Raw genomic sequence first — 20,580 nt, forward strand, 5'->3', positions numbered from 1 at the left:
AAGGGGGGGAGATAATGAATAGAAGTATTATCAGCTTAAAAAACGTAAGTAAACTTTACCATACTAAAATAGACGAAATTTTTGCAGTTAAAGATATTAACCTGAATATAGAAAAGGGAGAATTCATCAGTTTGGTAGGACCTAGCGGTTGCGGAAAAAGTACTATCTTATCGTTAATCTCCGGTTTGTTTCCACCAACCAAAGGAAAAATATATATTGATGGACAAGAGGTAACTGGTCCTACAAGAAAAATCGGATATATGTTACAACAAGATTATTTATTAAATTGGCGAACCGTTGAAGAAAATATTTTATTGGGATTAGAAATTCAAAAGAGATTGACCACTAAAAACAGAAACCAAGCCCTTCACCTTCTTGAAGAAATGGGACTAACTTCATATAAAGACTCTCATCCCAACCAACTCTCTGGAGGAATGAGACAACGTGTCGCCTTAGTAAGAACTTTAGCGACTAATCCCGATATTTTATTACTAGATGAACCATTTTCAGCACTTGATTATCAAACAAGATTAAAACTTGAAGACTTAGTTGTAGAAACGATTCATAAGCATGAGAAAACAGCAATTTTAGTCACTCACGATATCAGTGAAGCTATTGCTATGTCAGATCGAATTGTCTTATTAGGAAAAAATCCTGGACACATTAAAAAGGTATTTAATGTCCCCGACCCTATCCGTAATTCCCTTCCCTTAAAAGCAAGAAATGTGCCCGAATTCCAAAACTATTTTCATTTGATTTGGAGTGAAATAGAAGATGATGAATAGATATTTGACGAAGGGTGCCAAATCTGAAGAACATGGGATTTTCCTATCCAAATTAAGACTTAATTATATATATATCAGGATTACGCAATTACTACTACTTATATTCCTATTAGGAACATGGGAATTAACAGTGAAATTAAAATTGATAGATGAATTTTTATTTAGTAGACCAAGTAAAATTTGGGATCTATTTATTGAAATGTTGACCACAGGTGAATTACAACACCATATCTATGTTACCTTACTAGAAACTGTTGTTGGCTTCATCTTAGGAACATTACTCGGAACAATATTGGCTACTTTAATTTGGGCTTCACCATTTATTTCAAAAGTATTAGAGCCTTATCTTGTAGTATTAAATGGAATGCCTAAGGTTGCACTTGGACCAATTTTTATCGTAACCTTTGGATCCGGCTATACATCAATTATTGCAATGGCTTTAGCAATTTCAATTATCATTACGACTATCGTTATTTACGGCAGTTTTAAGGAAGTTGACCCTAATTATCTGAAACTGGCCAGAACTTTTGGAGCAAAAAAACATCAAATATTTTTCAAAGTTATTTTACCTGCCTCATTTCCTACGATCATTGCTACTCTAAAAGTTAATGTGGGTCTATCTTGGGTAGGGGTGATTGTTGGAGAATTTTTAGTTTCAAAAGCTGGTTTAGGATACCTTATTATATATGGATTTCAGGTATTTAATCTAACGTTGGTCATGATGAGTTTATTCATAATAAGCATTGCAGCTACATTAATGTATCAAGCTGTTGCACTTCTAGAATCAAAAATTCTCTCAATAAGAAATCGTTAAAAATAGCCTAGCGCTATTTTTTTTCATGGTTTTTATTTATTTTTGCATAAATAAATTTTTTTGAAGGAATTTGGCATATTTTGACGAATTTAATACTGGATGTCCAAATTCATGTTAAAATAACACATTAGTTAATCAAGCAAGGAGACGTGATATGATTTGAAAAGTTTAAGGGCTAAGTTAACTATCTTTATATCAGTAATGATTATAGTTGTATTAAGTGCTCAAGGGATTACAACTCTTTATCTCACACAAAAAGAACTCGAGAATAATGCCAAAGAAACTCTTTACAGAGAAGCACTTCAGATGAATGAATCGATGATCAACATTGAAAAAACATCAGCTTTATTAAAAGAAGAATTATTGGAAAAATATGACCAAAATATAAAAAATCAAGTTGAAAACGTAATTAGTATTCTAAATTATTACTACCAATTATCCCAAGAAGGTGTAATGACTGAAGAAGAAGCTAAAAAGGCAGCTATCGATGTGGTAAGAAGTGCCCGGTATGGCGATAGTGGATATTTTTGGATTGATAATACTGATTATATCCTATTGGCTCACCCATATCTAAAGGATAAAGAAGGTAAGTATCGCGGAGACGTAAAGGATGTCAATGGAAAATTGATAATCAAAGAACTAGTTGATGGAGCTAAAAATAAGGGTGAAGTCTATGTTGACTTCTACTGGACAAAACCAGGGAAAGAAGGTACTTTCAAAAAAAGAGGATATGCCAAACTTTTCGAGCCTTGGGGCTGGGTTCCAGGTACAGGTAATTATGTAGATGATATTACCAAAGAAATAGATAAATTAGCTGCCAAGAATAGAATACTTTTACAAAATAAGATTGATGAACTAAGCAAATCAGAGGACATCGTTATCTTAGATAAAGATGGAAAAATCTTGTATTATACTAATAAGAAAAAAATTGGAACGAAATTAAATCTTAAAGACCTTAATACAGGTGAAGATATCCTTACTAAAATTCTTAATACCGATAACGACTACATTGAGTACACGGTAAAAGATTATACTTCCGATAATGCAATATCAAAGATCGCTTATGTATTGCATGACGATGAAAATCAGCGTTATGTTTTAGTTGCTAAACATACTAGCAAAGTTTATGAAGCTGTAAACTATATTTCAAAACTTATAATTAGCATATTAATAGTTAGTGTAATTATTGCCATAGTTATCGTTATTATTATTGCAAGAAAGTTTACCAAACCAATTTTAGCTTTAAAAGAAGTGAGTAGAAAGGTTAGCAGTGGAGATTTAAGTTCTACTGTAGAAGTTACGAGTAAGGATGAACTAGGTGAACTACAACAATCTTTCAATGATATGATTGTTAATCTTAGAAATTTAACAGCTAAATCATCAGATGTTTCTAAAGCTGTTGAAGACACCTCAAAAAACCTAGCAGAAATGATAGGCCAAATAACAATTTCAATTGAACAAGTATCTACTGCTGTTGAAGATATAGCTAGCAACGCTTCAAACCAAGCCCTTGAAACAGAGCAAGGTGTTAAAAAAGTGACTCTTTTAGAAGAAAACACCAATATGTTATACAGTGAGTCTGAAGAAATGAAAAAGTCAGTAGATGAGATGAAATTATTAAATGATAAAGGTAAAAACGTTGTAGATGAATTAAAACAGAAACAAGAATTAAGTAAAATTTCCGTCGAAAAAATTAAAAAGGTTGTTACAATACTAAACGAACAAATAGAGTCAATAAATGTCTTTACCACAACAATATCGGATATTGCTAATCAAACTAACTTACTTGCATTAAATGCCGCGATTGAAGCAGCTAGAGTTGGAGAACAAGGAAAAGGGTTTGCTGTTGTAGCAGACGAGATTAGAAAATTAGCCGAAGAATCCAACCAATCTGCCACTGAAATCCATGATATTGTTGTTAATATCATCAATGATACCAAGGCAGCTATGGAGTCAGTTGCCGAGGCAGCTGAAGTAGCACTTGAACAAGATAAGTCTGTAAATCATACTCATGATATTTTTATGGATCTAAACAACACAATTAATACCACAACCGAAAAGATTGAAAATGTTTATGCTAAAATTAAAAATCTCGAACAAGCAAAGAACGATGTTGTAGAAATTATTAATAATATTAACATTGTAACTGAAGAAACTGCTGCAACAACCGAAGAAGTATCTGCTTCTGTAGAAGAACAAAATGCATCTATGGAAGAAATTAATTCATATGTTCAAGAGTTAGCTCAAAAAGCTAAAGAATTAAAACAGTTGATCGAACTATTTAAACTATAAAACATTAAAAAACTACTGACAAAATTCTGTCAGTAGTTTTTTAATTTAATTAAAGATTACTAGCCAAGCGAAATTCGGTAATTGTTCCATTATTCAATGCTTTATAAAATTTTCCTTTCTCCATTAAAAAGCTAAGATCTGAATCCAAGTAACAACAAGCATAAAATAGTGGGTCGATATCTCTCAAATAAAAAGGCTTACCATCTTTAGTTTGGTATAACTTTTTCATCACTTTATTATAACACCCCTATTTATTTTATATCTGTATTATAACAATTTAGTTATATAACAGTCAATCATGAAATATGATTGTATTATTACAGATAAACCTAATTTTTTATAAAAAATCATGATAAGGGATGTTAAGATTTTAAAAAAGAGATAACCACTTGGGCCATCTCTTTGAATCACATTTCCATTAATTTTTGCTTTTCATTCAAAATATATTGCATTGTGACAGATATTTTATTACTTAGCCAATTCATATATTGCCTGAGCATAAATTGCCGATGCTTTAACTAGGTCATCAATTTCAATATGTTCATCTTTCTGATGGGCAGTTTCGATTTTCCCTGGAAATAAAGGACCAAATGCAACTCCAACCTCTAAAGCCCTAGCATATGTGCCGCCGCCGATTGAAAGCAGTTTGGCTTCTTCACCCGTTTGTTCTTCATAAACACGTTTTAGTGTTCTAATTAATTGATGCTTATTATCAACATGATGTGGTTTTGAGTTATCAACATTTACAAGTGATAAATTCACAGCATTTGCCTTATCTTCAACTGTTTTCACCATCTCGTCAAAGGAATAAGTTACAGGATATCTAATATTAAGTTTTAACGTTACCTTTCCATTTTCCATATATAAAATACCTGGATTAACCGTTAATGCCCCTGTAATCTCATCCTTAAAGGCAATTCCCAATGTCTCACCATTATACTCATGGTATAGATAAGATTTTGTCCAATCCAACCATTCATTGATATTAATATATTTATTTAAACTAATTAAGAAATTGATTAATTCTAAACCAGCATTAACACCTTTATCTGGTTCCATACCATGAGCTGATACCCCATTAAGCTTTAAGATTAGTTGATCTTCTAGGCTTTCAATATCACCACCATGTGGATAGATACTTAGAAAAGTGTTAAATTCAGCTCTAATCTTATCGATGTTTTCATTATTACCTTTGAGCTTAACAATGGCAGAATCAGGTACCATATTAACCCTATTACCCGAAATAAAGGAAACTATCTGAAGTTTATTGATGTCCATCTGGTTAGTCTCTACTTTACCTTCTAAAGTTATATTGGCAATCCCCTTTTCAGCAATAATAATTGGAAAGTCTGCATCAGGTGCAAATCCCATAGTTGGCATTTCTTCTTGTTTAAAATAATGTTCGATACCACGCCAACCAGTTTCTTCATCTGTACCAAAAATAATTCGAACCCTCTTGTTAAGTTGCAAACCTAAATCTTTAATAATTTTCATTGCATATATTGCCGCCATAGTAGGTCCTTTATCATCGATAGCACCTCTGGCGTAGATTTTGTCATCCCTGATTTCAGCTGAATAAGGTGCAGTTGTCCATCCATCCCCTTCTGGAACTACATCAACATGGCACAATATCCCTATTAGATCATCGCCTTGTCCAATTTCCGCATGCCCTGCATAACCATCTAGGTTTTTAACCGTCATACCAAAGTCTTCACATTTATGTAAAACAAATTCTAGCGCTTCCTTTATCCCCTTGCCAAATGGTCCTTTTTCAACGACTCCACTTTCATCAAGAACACTTTTAATTCTAAGAAACTCTTGAGTGTCTTTAACTAAATTTCCTTTTATTTTTTCAACTTCATTTAACCAATTAATCATTTATTACCACCTATTAACCAAAATTTATTTTTATTTCTAACTATCAAGTTTAATAATAAACTAAGAAGTTTTCCACTATATTTTAACTCATAATTTCTTTTAAATTCCAATAATCTTTATAAAACTACGTTATTTAAAATTATTATTAAATAATATTTGCTTTTTTCAGCTACCTTCGGTATCATTTTCTAGTAAAGCTTCAAACTAGAGGTGGTTGATGATGAAAGAAACTCCAGAAAAAAAAATAATGCAAGAAATAGACAAGAAAAATGGTTTTGTTCTGATTTTATTTTCTACTCCTTTCTGAGGTAAATGTGAAATCGCGGAGCGATTTCTAGAAGAAGTAATACCTCAGTTACCTGAATTTCCAGCTTTTAAGTGCAATGTAGAAAATTCCACTGAAATCACAGAAAAATATCAGGTTACTTCTGCACCATCATTTAAATTATTTGTTAACGGTGAAGTAGTTCAAACACTATTTGGAATGCGCTCACCTGATGACTTATACTACACTATAAAAAATTACGTCAAAGAGGAAGAAAATTATGCAGATGTTTGGGCTTCCTTATTAGACGGTAGTGATGAAGCTTAAATTAACCTGCAGGAGTCTAATCGACTTCTGCAGATTTTTCTATTTCTCTTAATAAGATCAATAACTGATCGACTAGCGCATTGATCTCTTCTAAAATATCTCTATCTCGTGCCTGAACCACAATTTTTTTTCTTAATGAATTTACTTCTTTAATTTTGGTCTTAACAATTTGAGTGTCTACAGATGTTATTTTTGTTAATTCATCTAGTTTGAGGAATATTTGATTCTGTTCTAAGTCGATTTGATTTGAATTTATTTCTGTAAAATTATAGACATCATTATAAGCCCACCATTTAATTAAGCTAATATCCGTTTTTAACGAATTAAATAAAAGTTTAGAGGTTTTTATAGCTATGGAATCTGTATTTTTTTCACGTACCAATTCCATTTCCTTACTAATTTCTACTACGCTCTTTCCTAGCTTAGTAGTTTCCTCTTTTATATAAACAGTTTTATTTAGTGATTCATTAATCTGATGCATGATGTCCGAAGTTGTAGCTGCTTGCTCTTCAGTAATCGCAGCAATATTAGTTGTTTCCTTATTAATCTCTTGAATTTTATCTAGCAATCCTGATATCTTAGCAATAGCTCTATCAGCCTGAGTAACGTTGTTATTAATATTTTTCGTTGATTCCGTTGACTCGCTTCGGATTATCGCAACCTCATCTTCGATTTTTTCGATTATCTTGGATATTTCACTAACAGATTCAGCAGTTTGCTCAGCTAGTTTACGCACTTCATCTGCGACCACAGCAAATCCTTTTCCAGCTTCACCAGCCCTCGCTGCTTCGATTGAAGCATTTAGTGCTAGAAGATTAGTCTGGGAGGCGATACTTTCAATTAAGTTTGTAATGTTTTGAACGTCTCCCATTCTATTAAAAAGCACTTCGATATGTTCATTGGTATTGATAAACTTTTCTACAACTTCAACAAATTGTTTGATTACTTTTTCGATTGTTTCTCTACTTGAAACTGCTTCTTGTTCCATATCATTTGCCTGTTCTGCAACATTAGCTACAATATTTGCTACATTATGCACAGTACTTTCTAGTTCATTTATGTTAGTATGAATTCTATTGATATAATTTACGGTTTCATCTACAGCTTCGAGCAAAAGACCGATTTGATTGTTATTTGCAATGGACTCCATCATATCTCCAAGACTTTGAATAAAATCAAATTCAGCTTTACTTAAATAACCATCCAATGCTAATTGAGTATCGATAAAGAAAACCTTTTGAATAGCATTTACCATCAACGCTAGCTTTTCAGGTTGATTTCTATATTTGTTAATTAGTGATGGAATAATATACTCAAAAATACGAATTTCTGTTCCTGTACACCAATCATGGGTAAGGTTTAAACTTCGAAAATATTCCCCTCTTTGTTTTCTATTAATAAAATATTCTTCTGTAAAAACAGATTCCTTAAAACTTTTTATATATTTCTCAAATTGTTCAGCTAGGCCTCTTTCCTCCATGAATTCTTGTAAGCCGGGAAATTGATAGAGGATCGATTTATAATGGTCGATAATTTGCTGTTCATATTTTGAAATATCTTTTGATACTTCTTCGATCAACTCAACATCTTTTTTGTTAACTCGATAAAACTTCAATCTTCCCTCTAATTGGGTTGGGGCCTTATAATCAAGATTACGTTCTTTATGTACATATTTTTCCACATTAATTTGTTTGCGGATCAAAGGTAAATCATCTCCTTCAAAAGACAAATTGCTATAATATTTTGGATATTTTTCGGATATGAAGAATTTAATTTATAAAATTATGTTATCATTTTTTCATTAAGATTACAGTTACATTTTTTAATATTTATCTAAAATTCAGTTTGTTTTTAGCCTCATATCGAATCTATATCAACTTTTTAAAAAAATATTTTGGAAAGTTTGGTGAATTGTAATAAGCGATTAAAAGTGTCCTTTGCTCCTTAATCATTCCATCCTTCAAATAACCTTCAAGGTCATATTTTAATATATCGATCATTATATGTTTATGGAGCTCCTTTTCGTTTAAATCTAAGTTTTCAAACTCTCCCGATACCAAATGAGGTTTCTCTGCTAGTTCCCTAATCAATTGGTTTTGATCTTGTTTAGAGATTGTAAATTCCCACCAGGTTTTTCGTGGCTTATTTTTGTGATTCAAGAAATAATCAAACTTCATTAAATCTAATACAAATTCCAAATTCTTGATATTACGTTCTAATAAAAAATCACGCAGTCTTACAAATAATGCTTCTAACTGATGACCTATCCTATTCCAACCTTTACCAGACCAATAATCCCCAAATTCTTGAAAAAAATCAAAAGGTGTATTAAATTCCACATTGATTAAGTATTCTACTGTCTTGTCCATTCGATGGGCATTCCAATATTTTTCTAAAATATCTTCCATGCTTTTTATACGTATCACATCTTTAAAAGTTAACACATCATTTTGTAATACTTCATAAGGAGGTTTATCCATATATACATAACCATATTTATCCGCTTCTAGCCATATGGCCGTACCCCGCAATAATTTCAAAAATCCAAGTTGCAGTTCTTCAGGTTTAAGTGCAAAGACATCGTTAAATGTCCTTTTAAAGGAGTTATAATCTTCCTTTGGCAATCCAGCAATTAAATCCAAATGTAAATCCATATTATTATTTTGTTTTAATTTTATTACCGTTTCAGATAGCCTTTTAAAATTTTGCTTTCTGTTAATCAGTGAATTCGTATGTTCATTTGTAGATTGTACCCCTATTTCAAATCGAAATATTCCTTTTGGAGCGTTTTTTACCAAGAAATCAATTAACTCCGGCTTCATAATATCTGCTGTTATCTCAAACTGAAATACTGTACCCCTATGATTCTCAATTAGGAATTTAAAGATTTCTAAAGCAAATTTCTTATGAAGATTAAAGGTTCGATCGACGAATTTTACAGTTTTTACACCACTATTGATGATCTTCAACAAATCATCTTTTACACGCTCTATAGTAAAATACCTAACATTCGTTTCAAGTGAGGATAGACAATAAGCACAAGAGTATGGACAGCCTCTACTAGCTTCAAAATAAACTATTTTATCCTTTAGATTTCTTAAATCATCTAAATCATTATAAGGACTTGGCAATTCATCTAGGTTAGCCTTTTCTTGTGGAGGATTAATTATATAGCCATCTTGATTCCTATAAGCAACTCCAAAAACACTTTGATACCCAGTTTCCTTTTCTATCGCTTTTAATAATTGGCTAAATGTTATTTCCCCCTCACCATAAACGATAAAGTCAATCTCCCTAACTCTTTTAAACCAATATGGGATATCGTAAGAAACCTCTGGGCCACCCAATACTATTTTTACCTCTGGCATTACTTTTTTGAGCATCTTAATTAAATCTATCGTCTCTTCAATATTCCATATATAACATGAAAAGCCGATTACATCAGGCTGTTTCTGATATAATTCACTAAGGATATTCATAAGCGGTTCTTTAATTGAATATTCAACTATTTCTATTTCTTTAAAATCACGTTGACTATATGCTTTCAAATATCTTAATGCTAAAGAAGAGTGAATATATTTGGCATTTAATGTTGTTAAAATGATCTTCATATGTTATCTTCCTTCTGTAATTAGTGTGTTGTTGAATAGAAATGGGCACGCTATACAAAAAAACACCCTGACGGGTGTTTTTAATTTATGCGTTTAATTTACCTTTAGCTAATTCAGCAAGCTCAGAAAAAGCCTTTGCATCATTTACAGCTAAATCTGCTAACATTTTGCGGTTAATATCAACACCAGCCACTTTTAAACCATGCATGAACTTGCTGTATGAAAGTCCATTCATACGTGCAGCTGCATTGATACGAGTAATCCATAATTTACGGAAATCACGCTTACGTTGACGACGGTCACGGTATGCATAAAGCAATGATTTCATCACTTGCGCATTGGCAGTTTTAAATAAACGGTGTTTAGAACCGAAATATCCTTTAGCTAATTTCAATACTTTCTTACGACGACGACGACTTACATATCCGCCTTTAACTCTTGGCATGTCTATTCCCTCCTAAATCGGATCTCTAATATTATAAGTATGTTACCATTTGTTCAATACGCTTTTGATCACCTTTACTAACAAGTGAACCTTTACGTAAATTACGCTTACGTTTAGGAGTTTTACCTTCTAAAAGGTGACTTGTATATGCGTGGTGTCTTCTTAATTTTCCACTACCTGTTTTCTTAAAACGTTTTGCAGAACCACGATGGGTTTTCATTTTTGGCATATCTACTTCCTCCAATTTTAATCTATTATTTAGGTGCTATGATCATAATCATATTACGACCTTCAAGCTTTGGCTTGCGCTCAATAACAGATATATCTTCTACTTCTTTGGCTAAGCGTTCTAAGATTTTTTCACCAATATCATGGTGCGTTATCTGACGACCCTTAAAACGTACTGTAACTTTAACCTTATCGCCAGCTTTAATAAACTTTATTGCGCTACGAAGTTTTGTTTGAAAATCGTTTTCTTCAATAGTTGGACTCAACCTAATTTCTTTGGTATTGATAACCTTTTGTTTCTTACGTGCTTCCTTTTCTTTCTTGCTTTGCTCATATCTGAATTTGCCGTAATCCATAATACGACAAACAGGCGGCTTAGCTTGTGGAGCAACGTTAACCAAATCAAGATTCTTCTCGTATGCAACCTTTAAAGCTTCTTTTAATGAAAGAATACCGATTTGCTCACCTTCTGGTCCAATAACTCGAACCTCACGAGCACGGATATCCTCATTAATTAAATGTTCCTTGCTAATAACCTTCCACCTCCAAGAGATTTGGGGAATGGATAAGAAAGCAAATAAAAAAGTGTAGACGATACGCGCCCACACTTATACTACATAAACAAAATATAATCGTTTAACCCACCAACTTAAGTCGATCAGGTGAGAAGCGGGCGCTTCTGCTTTAGTATCCATTCATCATTAAATTCACTAGATTATATTATCATAAATAATTTTTCATGTCAACATTTTTTCTTTTATACATTTAACACAAATTTAGAGAAATGTTATTGCTCGTTAGAAGTTCTATTCTTTATTTCTGTCATAATTTGCTCAATCACTTCATCTAAGGCTTTAGCACCTAGGTCCCCTTTTCCACGTTTACGAACGGCTACTTGATTATTCTCTACTTCTTTATCACCGATTATTAGCATGTATGGAACCTTTTGAAGTTGAGCTTCACGAATCTTATACCCGATTTTTTCGTTACGGTCATCCAGTTGAACCCTAATCCCCACGCTCTCCATTTGTTTAAGTACATTTCTTGCATATTCATAATGTGGTTCAGCGATAGGTAATAATTTTACTTGTACCGGTGCTAACCAAGTTGGAAAAGCTCCTGCATAATGCTCTATTAATAGTGCCATGAAACGTTCTAATGAGCCATAAATTACTCGGTGAATAACAACTGGTGTATGTCTTTGATTATCTTCACCAATATAACTTAAATCAAATTTTTCAGGCATTTGGAAATCTAATTGTATGGTACCAGTTTGCCATGTTCTTTTTAAAACATCTGATACATGGAAATCAATCTTCGGACCATAAAACGCTCCGTCACCTTCGTTAACCACATATGGAAGTCCTCTTTTTTCTAAAACATTCTTTAAGGCATTAGTCGCTAAATCCCATAATTCATCTGAACCCATAGACTTCTCTGGACGTGTAGACAACTCTACATGATAGCTGAATCCAAATAAAGAATAAAATTTATCGATTAATTCAATGATTTTATTGATTTCTTCCTCAATTTGGTCTGGACGTACGAATAGATGAGCATCATCTTGGGTAAAGTTACGTACCCGAAGTAAGCCATTTAGTGCGCCTGACATCTCATGACGATGAACCAATCCCAATTCTCCATATCGTAATGGTAAATCACGATAACTGTGTAGTTTTGTTTTATAAGTCAACATCGCCCCAGGACAGTTCATAGGTTTGACTGCAAAATTAATGTTATCTACTTTGGTAAAATACATATTTTCATGATAATGCTCCCAGTGTCCGGATTGTTCCCATAAACGTTGATTCATCATTATAGGAGTCTTAATTTCATGATATCCCGCTTTTTTATGCTCTTCACGCCATAAATTTTCTAATTCATTTCGAATAACCATTCCGTTTGGATGGTAAAATGGCATACCAGGAGCTTCCTCTGAAAAACTAAACAATTCTAATTCTTTTCCTAATTTGCGATGGTCACGTTTTTTGGCTTCTTCTAGAAAATTTAGATATTCGTCTAGTTGAGCTTGTTTTAAGAAGGAAGTACCATAGATACGCTGCAACATTTGGCGACTTGAGTCACCACGCCAATAAGCACCGGCCACACTTAATAACTTAAATGCCTTAATTTTCCCTGTTGAAGGTACATGTGGACCACGACATAAGTCAAAAAAGTCTCCCTGTTCGTAAATAGATATCTCAGCTTCTTCAGGTAATTCGTTTATAAGTTCAATTTTTAGTTGATCCCCAATATTTGTGAACAATTTTAATGCTTCGTTTCTTGATAGCACTTTTCTTCTAATTGGAATATTTTCATTAATAATCTTTTTCATTTCTTTTTCGATTTTTTCTAAATCCTCTGGAGAAAAGGAATCTGGCAAGTCCATATCATAGTAGAATCCATCTTGAATCACTGGACCGATTCCGAATTTTGTTCCTGGATATAGACGATGGACTGCGTGTGCTAATAAATGTGCGGAACTGTGACGATATATTTCTAAGCCCTCTTCACTTTCTAGGGTAATTATTTCTATCGCTCCATCTTCTTCTATTGGTAAGTATAGATCGATTAACTTGCCATTTAGTTTACCAGCAATCGCTTTTTTCTTAAGACTCGGACTGATCGAAAAAGCAATATCTTCGGTAGTAGTCCCTTTATCAAACTCCTTAACTGTCCCATCAGGAAAAGTTATTTTAATTTTCTCCATGCCTATCCACACTCCTCTTTTAATTCATTAGACAACTATTTAAATTTTATTAATAAAGAACTAACGTACACATGTATAAGCATTTTATATTTTGGAAGTGAAACGAACAAGGTGAGCACGTTACAAAATACAACTTTTAACTAATTAAAAAAGCACGTATCATCCATTTGGGACGATCGTGCCGTGGTTCCACCCAACTTCTGCCTATCAGTATAAACCGATAAACACTCATAATCCGATAACGGGATTGACCCGGTAATAGCTACTAAAATTCACTATCACAACTCAGAGGTGGTAAATAATTAGTCCTGGATGAGAATCTTTCAGCCAAGGATTCCCTCTCTAAGAACCGGTGTCCAATTATTCATGTCCTCATCATAGCGTTGAAAATATTCGCAATAATTATCATTCATTATAAAAATCAATGTTTTTAAAGTCAAGTAATTTTACAAAAAAGTTTTCAGAAGATATCTTAATCATTCAATTCATGACGTTTACCACTTACTAAATATATAACACTCTCACCAATATTAGTTATATGATCTGCAATACGTTCAATATATCTGGCAGCAAAACCTAATTGCTGGCCTTGATTTACTATTTGTGAATCTTGAACCATTAATTCAATCAATTCATTCAGAATTGATTTATACATATGATCAATAGTATCGTCCATATCTTTTAATTGCTTAGCTAATGCAATATCTTCCTTAATATAGGAATCAATTCCAACCCGTAACATTTTCTGAGCATTCTCTGCCATTTTAGGAATATCGATTAGTGGTTTTACAAGCTTTTGTCCCTGTAACCTTATTGTTACTTTAGCAATATTAACTGAAAGATCAGCAACTCGCTCTAGGTCACTAGCGATTTTGATCGCCGATATTATCTTTCGTAAATCTCTAGCAACTGGTTGTTGCGTCGCTATAAGTCTAACAGCATCTTCGTCGATTTCGATTTCTAAATCATCAATTTTGTTATCACCAGCGATAACTTCTTCGGCCAATTCCCCATCAAGTGTCCGTAGTGATTCGACACTATTATGGAGCGATTGTTCAACCAACTCACTCAAAGTTAGTAATTTTTCCTTGAGCTTTTGCAATAGACTGTCAAAGTTTTGTCTACTGTTCACCTTATCATTCCTCCTTTATTAACCAAAACGACCAGTAATATAATCTTCTGTTCGTTTATCTTTTGGATAAGAAAATAATTCTTCAGTATCTGCGTACTCAATCAATTCACCATTTAAGAAGAAAGCAGTTTTATCAGATATTCTTGCTGCTTGTTGCATATTATGAGTTACGATGACTATCGTATAATCTTTCTTTAATTCTAAAATTAATTCCTCAATTTTTGCAGTTGAAATAGGGTCTAAAGCCGATGTTGGCTCATCCATTAGGATTATATCTGGAGATACTGCTAAAGCACGAGCAATACATAATCTTTGTTGTTGACCTCCCGATAGACCTAGGGCAGGTTTTTTAAGATCATCCTTTACTTCATCCCATAAGGCAGCACCTTTTAAGCTAGTTTCTACAATCTCATTTAAGAGAGATTTGTCTTTGATACCATGAATTTTTAAGCCGTAAGCCACATTTTCGAAAATTGACTTCGGGAATGGATTAGGCTGTTGAAAAACCATTCCAACATTTTTACGTAAAATCTCCACAGAAATGTTTTTATCATAGATTTCTACATCATCTATTTTGACACTTCCTTCAATTTTCACATCTTTTATCATATCATTCATTCGATTTAGCGTACGTAAGAATGTTGACTTACCACAACCTGATGGTCCAATTAAAGCCGTGATGGAATTTTTCTCTATTTCCAAGTTTATATTCTTTAATGCTTGTTTTTCACCATAATACAAATTTAAATCTTTAACTTCAATTATAGCCATCTTTTTCCTCCATGTTATTATAAAATTATAAAATATATAATAATTTATTTTAAATATGCTTTAATACTAATATTTATTTTGATACTTATTTCTTAAATAAATTGCCAAACCATTCATGGATAATAGTACAACTAATAAAACGATTATGCCTGCGGCAGCAATATATTGAAAGTCTTCTTGTGGTCTTGAAGTCCAGTTAAATATTTGAATTGGTAAAACTGTAAATGAATCCATAGGTGATCCTGGTACAAAAGCTACAAAAGTTAATGCACCGATCATTATGAGTGGGGCTGTCTCACCAATCGCCCTTGATAAAGCTAAAATGGTTCCAGTTAAAATATTTGGCAAAGCTGCTGGAATAACTACTCGACGAATAGTTTGCCATTTTGTTGCACCTAGTGCATATGAAGCGTTACGTTGTGAACTAGGTACGCTTTTTAAGGCTTCTTGAGAAGCAACAACGATAATAGGTAAAATAAGCAGAACCATCGTTAAAGAACCAGCAATTAAACTCCTACCTAGTGCAAATCCACGTACAAAAACTCCTAAACCTAACAACCCGTAAACGATTGAAGGAACCCCTGCTAAATTATTGATGTTAATTTGTAAAATTTGCTTTAATTTTGTGTCTCCAGCATATTCATTTAAGTAAAGTGCTGTTCCAACGCCTAATATAAAGGCGATTGGTGCTGTTAATCCTAACATCCATAATGTACCATAAAATGCCGATTTAATACCTGCACGTTCAGGAAATCTTGAAGGGAAACTATTTAAGAATTGCCAATCCAACCAAGGAATACCTTTAATAAAGACATCAACTAATAATACAGCTAAAGTAATAACACCAAATAGGGTGGCGAATAGAAAAAGGGAGAAATAAAACATGTTCTTTTTTCGTCTTTTTTCTATATCTTTAATATTACCATTATGTCTAATCATTGATATTCCTCCCTATATTTTTTGGTGATATATTGTGCAATTAAGTTCATAATCAATGTCAAAACAAATAAACTCATCCCAACAGCAAAGATAGTTTTGTACTCAATACTTCCTTGCGGCGTATCACCTAGACTAACCTGTACAATGTAAGCAGTCATTGTTTGAATACTCTCAAGGGGATTCAATGTTAACTTTGGTGTCCCACCTGCAGCAATTGTAACGATCATCGTCTCACCAATTGCACGTGACAGAGCCAAAACGAAGGAAGACACTATTCCAGATAGTGCCGCAGGTACTATCACCTTCGTTGCGACTTCAAATTTTGTTGAACCTAACCCATATGCAGCAGCCCTAATTGAATTAGGTACCGCTAACATAGCATCTTCACTAAGAGAGGAAATCATTGGGATGATCATTATTCCGACAACAATTCCCGCACTTAAGGCATTGAAAATATCCATATCTGGAAAGATAAATCTCAATACTGGAGTAACAAATGTTAATGCAAAATAGCCATAAACAATAGTTGGTATACCAGCCAATATTTCTAAAATAGGTTTAATGATCGCTCTAACCCTATCCGGAGCATATTCACTTAAATAAATAGCACTTCCCAACCCTATTGGGATAGCAATTAAACTTGCAATAAAGGTAACAATTAAAGTTCCAGATAATAATGGTAAAACTCCAAAATGCTTAGGAATGAATAACGGAGTCCATTTAGGATCTGTTATAAAGTCAATAAATGAAACCTCCCTAAAGAAAGATAAAGTTTCAAATAGTAATATAAAAACGATACCAACCGTAGTCAAAATAGATATTAAAGCAAACAAGAATAATATTTTAGGGATGATCGTTTCTAAAATATTAACCTTAGGCTTGTTTTCAATATCACGTATAGCCATAGCCTAATTTCGCACATCCTTTCGTCTGAACAACAGAAAGAGTGACATCGAAATAATGCCACATCTCCCCTAATTATTTATTGATAGTTTCAATTATTGTTGATAGGCAGCAATAGCTTGTAGGTTTTCGTCATACTGGTTTTGAGGCAATCTTACATAACCTACTTCTTCAGCTAGTTGTGCATTTTCCATATAAAACTTAACAAACTCATAGACCTCTGGTCGTTTAAGTGATTCTGTATTTACATAGATGAATAATGGACGGGATAATGGTGAATAGCTACCATCATTTATTGTTTTCAGTGTTGGAACTATAGGACCATTACCAGCATCGATTGGAACAACTTTCATTCGCTCTTTATTCTCCACATAGTAGGCAAAACCAAAATATCCTAAGCTATATTTATCACCTTCAATACCTTTTACAAGTACATTATCATCTTCACTTGCGGTGTAATCAGATCGACTTGCACCACTTTCTCCAATGATTTCTTCTGTGAAGTAATCAAATGTACCTGAATCAGTTCCAGGACCATAAAGTTTGATTTCTTCGTCTGGCCAACCCGGGCGAACCTGACTCCATTTTGTGATTTGGCTATTTGGTTCCCAAATTTTCTTTAATTCATCAATTGTTAAATAATCTACCCAGTCATTCTCCTTATTTACTACAACAGATAAGCCATCATAAGCAACTGGCAATTCAAGATAATTAATATTATTTTCTTTAGTCTTCGCAATTTCAGAATCCTTTATTGGACGAGATGCATCATTTATATCTGTTTCACCAATTGTAAATTTCTTAAATCCACCACCAGTACCTGAAACACCAACAGTAACCTGTACTTTATTATTAGCAATTTGAAATTCCTCAGCTACTGCTTCTGTAATTGGAAATACCGTACTTGAACCATCAATTTTTACTATGCCGGATAAACCTCCGTCAACTGAATCCTCTTGATTTCCACAAGCAGTTAGTACAAGTATTAATGTTGCCATGATGAAAAATAAGGCTAACTTCTTCATTTGAATGACCCCCTAAATTATATTGATCTTTGTTACACATATAACTCTAACATTCTATTATTAACTTAGTGTTAACGAATGGCTATGAAAATATTAACTTTTGTAAAGCAAATATTAAGTTTATGTAAAGCTTGAGGTAATCAATTCAGTATTATTTAAAATTTCAAAAACTTCATTTATTGTTCAAAATTTTTTGAAAAAATTATGAATAATCATCAAGCAATATTGCATTAGATAATAATGGTTATTATTGTTGTGTTAGGAATATAAATATATTAAATGAAAGGAGCAAAAATTTATGTTTGTAAAATGGCTGCGTGAAAATGTATGGTCTTCATGGTTAATGCTAGTATTACGTTTATATTTAGGTTATGATTGGTTGACAGCTGGCTGGGATAAAATAACAGGAGATTTTGATGCTACAGGATTCTTAAAAGGTGCAGTTGCCAAAGCAGCTAGTGATAATCCAACTGTGACAAGTTGGTGGGCATCATTTTTAGAGGGATTTGCTATTCCAAATGTAGGTTTATTTAATTTCTTAGTATCTTGGGGAGAATTCTTAGTTGGACTCGGACTTATCTTAGGTGTTTTCACTACTTTCTCAGCATTAATGGGGGCTGTAATGTACTTCTCATTTATGTTTAGTGGTACTCTTGGAAGAGGAAATCATATTCCGCCACTATTAATAATTACATTCTTAATTTTAGTGGCTGGTTCAAATGCCGGAAGATTCGGTTTAGACCCCTATATCAAGCCTTATTGGGATAAAATTTTTACAAAATCTAAGAAAAAAGATGAAAATGTAACTGTATAAATTATTTTTGGCAGATAAAAGCACCGAGTTAGGTTAAGCCTAACTCGGTGCTTTTTAGTTTTCCATCACAAAATCATTTTCAATAGTTTCGTCCTCATTAAATACATGAAGAATCTCATATTTTGTATTCCTTTGAGCTGGAATAAATCCTGCTTCTCTAATCAATCGGATTATTTGATTAGTATTAATTTTATGCGCTGTTCCCGCGGCAGAAACAACGTTTTCTTCCATCATTGTGCTACCAAAATCATTACAACCATAAAATAAAGATTTTTTACCTACTTCAGCTCCAACGGTAACCCATGAAGCCTGGATGTTTGGGATATTATCTAAGATCAATCGACTAATAGCCACCGTTTTCAAATACTCTTCTGGTTTTACTTTTTCAGCCTTTAAGTTGGTATTATCCGGTTGAAAAGTCCACGGTATAAATGCTAAAAATCCCTTAGACTCATCTTGGGCCTCACGTAATCTGATTAAATGAAGCACTCTCTCTTCCATTGATTCTCCAAAACCAATTACCATTGTTCCCGTCGTTGATAAACCAACTTTATTTGCTGCTTTCATAACTTCTATCCATTCTCGCCAAGTTCCTTTTTTCCTGCTTATTTTTTGTCTAGTTCTATCGTCTAAAATTTCTGCACCCGCTCCAGGTAAGGAATCTAAACCTGCTTCATGTATTTGACGTAGAGTTTCTTCTAAGGATAACCCAGAGACATCTTTCATCTTAAGAATTTCGGCTGGAGAAAAAGAATGCATATGAACTTTTGGAAAACGCTGTTTTATATCCCTTAATAAATTTAGGTAGTATTCAAATGGTAAATCTGGATGAGTACCACCTTGCATCAGCACTTCAGTACCACCAACATCAACCATTTCTTGAATTTTTTCTAAGATTTCTTCATTAGTTAAAACATAACTTCCCTCTTCACCAGGCTTTTTATAAAAAGCACAAAACCTACAGTAAGTGTCACACACATTAGAATAGTTGATATTTCTTCCAATTACAAAAGTTGTAATCGGTTCAGGATGAAATCTTTTTTTTATCTCGTTAGCGGCATTTCCGATCTTCTCTATTTCATCACTTTCAAATAATCTAATCCCATCTTCCAACGTCAATCGATCACCGTTTAGTGCCTTTTGTAAAATACGATCTATATGAGACAATACCTGTTCCCTCCCGATTTCACTAACAAAACATTTACTTACAATATATCGTAACATATTGATTTAACTTTGCCTATATGACAAGAAAAGTAAAAAAACATAAAAAAAAAAGCTTCAAACGTATCCGTTTGAAACTATCTCGATCAAGATGGTGCCGAGGACCGGACTTGAACCGGTACGGTAGTCACCTACCGCAGGATTTTAAGTCCTGTGCGTCTGCCAATTCCGCCACCCCGGCATATATGGAGCGGACGACGGGATTCGAACCCGCGACCCTCGCCTTGGCAAGGCGATACTCTACCACTGAGCCACGTCCGCAAACAATCAAATGGTGGTTCGGGACGGAATCGAACCGCCGACACGAGGATTTTCAGTCCTCTGCTCTACCGACTGAGCTACCGAACCGTTTTCAGGACAAAAGTTATAATAACATTTTATTTTTGTTTAGTCAATAATTTTTCGAATATTACAAGG

19 protein-coding genes, 3 tRNA genes and 1 other annotated feature are annotated in these 20,580 nt (G+C 33.4%); of the genes, 5 read left to right on the top strand and 17 right to left on the bottom strand.

Features of this window, described 5'->3' with window-relative positions; translation table 11 throughout:
* The first annotated feature begins 14 nt into the window (after positions 1–14).
* From BHF71_RS09280 to BHF71_RS09290, 3 genes are all read left to right on the top strand, one after another.
* Positions 15–785: an ABC transporter ATP-binding protein gene (locus BHF71_RS09280; protein WP_069657379.1), complete on the top strand. Its 771-nt coding sequence runs from the start codon at positions 15–17 to the stop codon at positions 783–785.
* Positions 775–1,599 (top strand): ABC transporter permease, encoded by an 825-nt coding sequence (locus BHF71_RS09285; protein ID WP_245683852.1) that lies wholly within the window; start codon positions 775–777, stop codon positions 1,597–1,599. The genes BHF71_RS09280 and BHF71_RS09285 overlap by 11 nt, the downstream gene beginning before the upstream one ends.
* A 159-nt stretch (positions 1,600–1,758) precedes the next feature.
* A complete protein-coding gene (locus BHF71_RS09290) occupies positions 1,759–3,891 on the top strand; it encodes a cache domain-containing protein (protein WP_069657380.1) in 2,133 nt (710 codons plus the stop codon).
* A gap of 49 nt (positions 3,892–3,940) precedes the next feature.
* On the opposite strand, the gene BHF71_RS09295 is transcribed toward BHF71_RS09290, so the two are convergent.
* Together BHF71_RS09295 and pepV are read right to left on the bottom strand one after the other, a co-directional pair.
* Entirely contained in the window at positions 3,941–4,123 is a 183-nt protein-coding gene (locus BHF71_RS09295; protein ID WP_069657381.1) for a hypothetical protein, read from the bottom strand.
* A 236-nt stretch (positions 4,124–4,359) separates the two neighbouring features.
* A complete protein-coding gene (pepV, locus tag BHF71_RS09300) occupies positions 4,360–5,769 on the bottom strand; it encodes a dipeptidase PepV (protein ID WP_069657382.1) in 1,410 nt (469 codons plus the stop codon).
* A gap of 319 nt (positions 5,770–6,088) precedes the next feature.
* Between pepV and BHF71_RS12620 the strand changes: the two genes are divergently transcribed.
* Entirely contained in the window at positions 6,089–6,361 is a 273-nt protein-coding gene (locus BHF71_RS12620) for a thioredoxin family protein (protein ID WP_084024482.1), read from the top strand.
* Positions 6,362–6,377: 16 nt separating this feature from the next.
* Here the strand turns inward: BHF71_RS12620 and BHF71_RS09305 are convergent, their stop codons facing one another.
* The 11 genes from BHF71_RS09305 to BHF71_RS09355 all read right to left on the bottom strand — a co-directional run bounded on the left by BHF71_RS09305 (position 6,378) and on the right by BHF71_RS09355 (position 18,125).
* On the bottom strand, positions 6,378–8,063 hold the full coding sequence (locus BHF71_RS09305; protein WP_069657383.1) for a globin-coupled sensor protein: 1,686 nt from the start codon (positions 8,061–8,063) through the stop codon (positions 6,378–6,380).
* Between the two features lie 166 nt (positions 8,064–8,229).
* Positions 8,230–9,972 (bottom strand): B12-binding domain-containing radical SAM protein, encoded by a 1,743-nt coding sequence (locus BHF71_RS09310; protein ID WP_069657384.1) that lies wholly within the window; start codon positions 9,970–9,972, stop codon positions 8,230–8,232.
* An 85-nt stretch (positions 9,973–10,057) separates the two neighbouring features.
* Positions 10,058–10,417, bottom strand: a complete 360-nt coding sequence (gene rplT / locus BHF71_RS09315) for a 50S ribosomal protein L20 (protein ID WP_069657385.1) — start codon at positions 10,415–10,417, stop codon at positions 10,058–10,060.
* Positions 10,418–10,448: 31 nt separating this feature from the next.
* Positions 10,449–10,646 (bottom strand): 50S ribosomal protein L35, encoded by a 198-nt coding sequence (rpmI, locus tag BHF71_RS09320; RefSeq protein WP_069657386.1) that lies wholly within the window; start codon positions 10,644–10,646, stop codon positions 10,449–10,451.
* A gap of 25 nt (positions 10,647–10,671) precedes the next feature.
* Positions 10,672–11,253: a translation initiation factor IF-3 gene (infC, locus tag BHF71_RS09325; protein ID WP_245683853.1), complete on the bottom strand. Its 582-nt coding sequence runs from the start codon at positions 11,251–11,253 to the stop codon at positions 10,672–10,674.
* Positions 11,219–11,336 (bottom strand) — a sequence feature (ribosomal protein L20 leader region). It overlaps the preceding gene by 35 nt.
* A gap of 96 nt (positions 11,337–11,432) precedes the next feature.
* Positions 11,433–13,355, bottom strand: coding sequence for a threonine--tRNA ligase (thrS, locus tag BHF71_RS09330; protein WP_069657387.1), 1,923 nt, complete (start codon positions 13,353–13,355; stop codon positions 11,433–11,435).
* Between the two features lie 472 nt (positions 13,356–13,827).
* Positions 13,828–14,487, bottom strand: a complete 660-nt coding sequence (gene phoU, locus BHF71_RS09335) for a phosphate signaling complex protein PhoU (RefSeq protein ID WP_069657388.1) — start codon at positions 14,485–14,487, stop codon at positions 13,828–13,830.
* A gap of 18 nt (positions 14,488–14,505) precedes the next feature.
* Positions 14,506–15,258, bottom strand: a complete 753-nt coding sequence (pstB, locus tag BHF71_RS09340; protein ID WP_069657389.1) for a phosphate ABC transporter ATP-binding protein PstB — start codon at positions 15,256–15,258, stop codon at positions 14,506–14,508.
* A 66-nt stretch (positions 15,259–15,324) separates the two neighbouring features.
* A complete protein-coding gene (pstA, locus tag BHF71_RS09345; protein ID WP_141705381.1) occupies positions 15,325–16,197 on the bottom strand; it encodes a phosphate ABC transporter permease PstA in 873 nt (290 codons plus the stop codon).
* Positions 16,194–17,102 carry a phosphate ABC transporter permease subunit PstC gene (gene pstC / locus BHF71_RS09350; RefSeq protein ID WP_069657391.1) on the bottom strand — a complete coding sequence of 303 codons (909 nt, stop codon included), beginning with the start codon at positions 17,100–17,102 and terminating at the stop codon, positions 16,194–16,196. The genes pstA and pstC overlap by 4 nt, the downstream gene beginning before the upstream one ends.
* Positions 17,103–17,195: 93 nt before the next feature.
* The gene (locus BHF71_RS09355) at positions 17,196–18,125 is read right to left on the bottom strand and encodes a PstS family phosphate ABC transporter substrate-binding protein (protein WP_069657392.1); all 930 of its coding nucleotides are present in this window, start codon (positions 18,123–18,125) and stop codon (positions 17,196–17,198) included.
* Between the two features lie 298 nt (positions 18,126–18,423).
* On the opposite strand from BHF71_RS09355, the gene BHF71_RS09360 reads away from it, so the two are divergent.
* Positions 18,424–18,939: a DoxX family protein gene (locus BHF71_RS09360; protein WP_069657393.1), complete on the top strand. Its 516-nt coding sequence runs from the start codon at positions 18,424–18,426 to the stop codon at positions 18,937–18,939.
* Positions 18,940–18,993: 54 nt separating this feature from the next.
* On the opposite strand, the gene mqnC is transcribed toward BHF71_RS09360, so the two are convergent.
* The 4 genes from mqnC to BHF71_RS09380 all read right to left on the bottom strand — a co-directional run bounded on the left by mqnC (position 18,994) and on the right by BHF71_RS09380 (position 20,511).
* Positions 18,994–20,106 carry a cyclic dehypoxanthinyl futalosine synthase gene (gene mqnC / locus BHF71_RS09365; protein WP_069657394.1) on the bottom strand — a complete coding sequence of 371 codons (1,113 nt, stop codon included), beginning with the start codon at positions 20,104–20,106 and terminating at the stop codon, positions 18,994–18,996.
* A 149-nt stretch (positions 20,107–20,255) separates the two neighbouring features.
* Positions 20,256–20,344, bottom strand: a tRNA-Leu gene (locus BHF71_RS09370).
* 5 nt (positions 20,345–20,349) lie between these two features.
* A tRNA-Gly gene (locus BHF71_RS09375) sits at positions 20,350–20,424 on the bottom strand.
* A gap of 11 nt (positions 20,425–20,435) precedes the next feature.
* Positions 20,436–20,511 (bottom strand) — tRNA-Phe (locus tag BHF71_RS09380).
* Positions 20,512–20,580: the final 69 nt, after the last annotated feature.

This window comes from Vulcanibacillus modesticaldus (genome assembly GCF_001730235.1).
Taxonomy (GTDB): Bacteria; Bacillota; Bacilli; order Tepidibacillales; family Tepidibacillaceae; genus Vulcanibacillus; species Vulcanibacillus modesticaldus.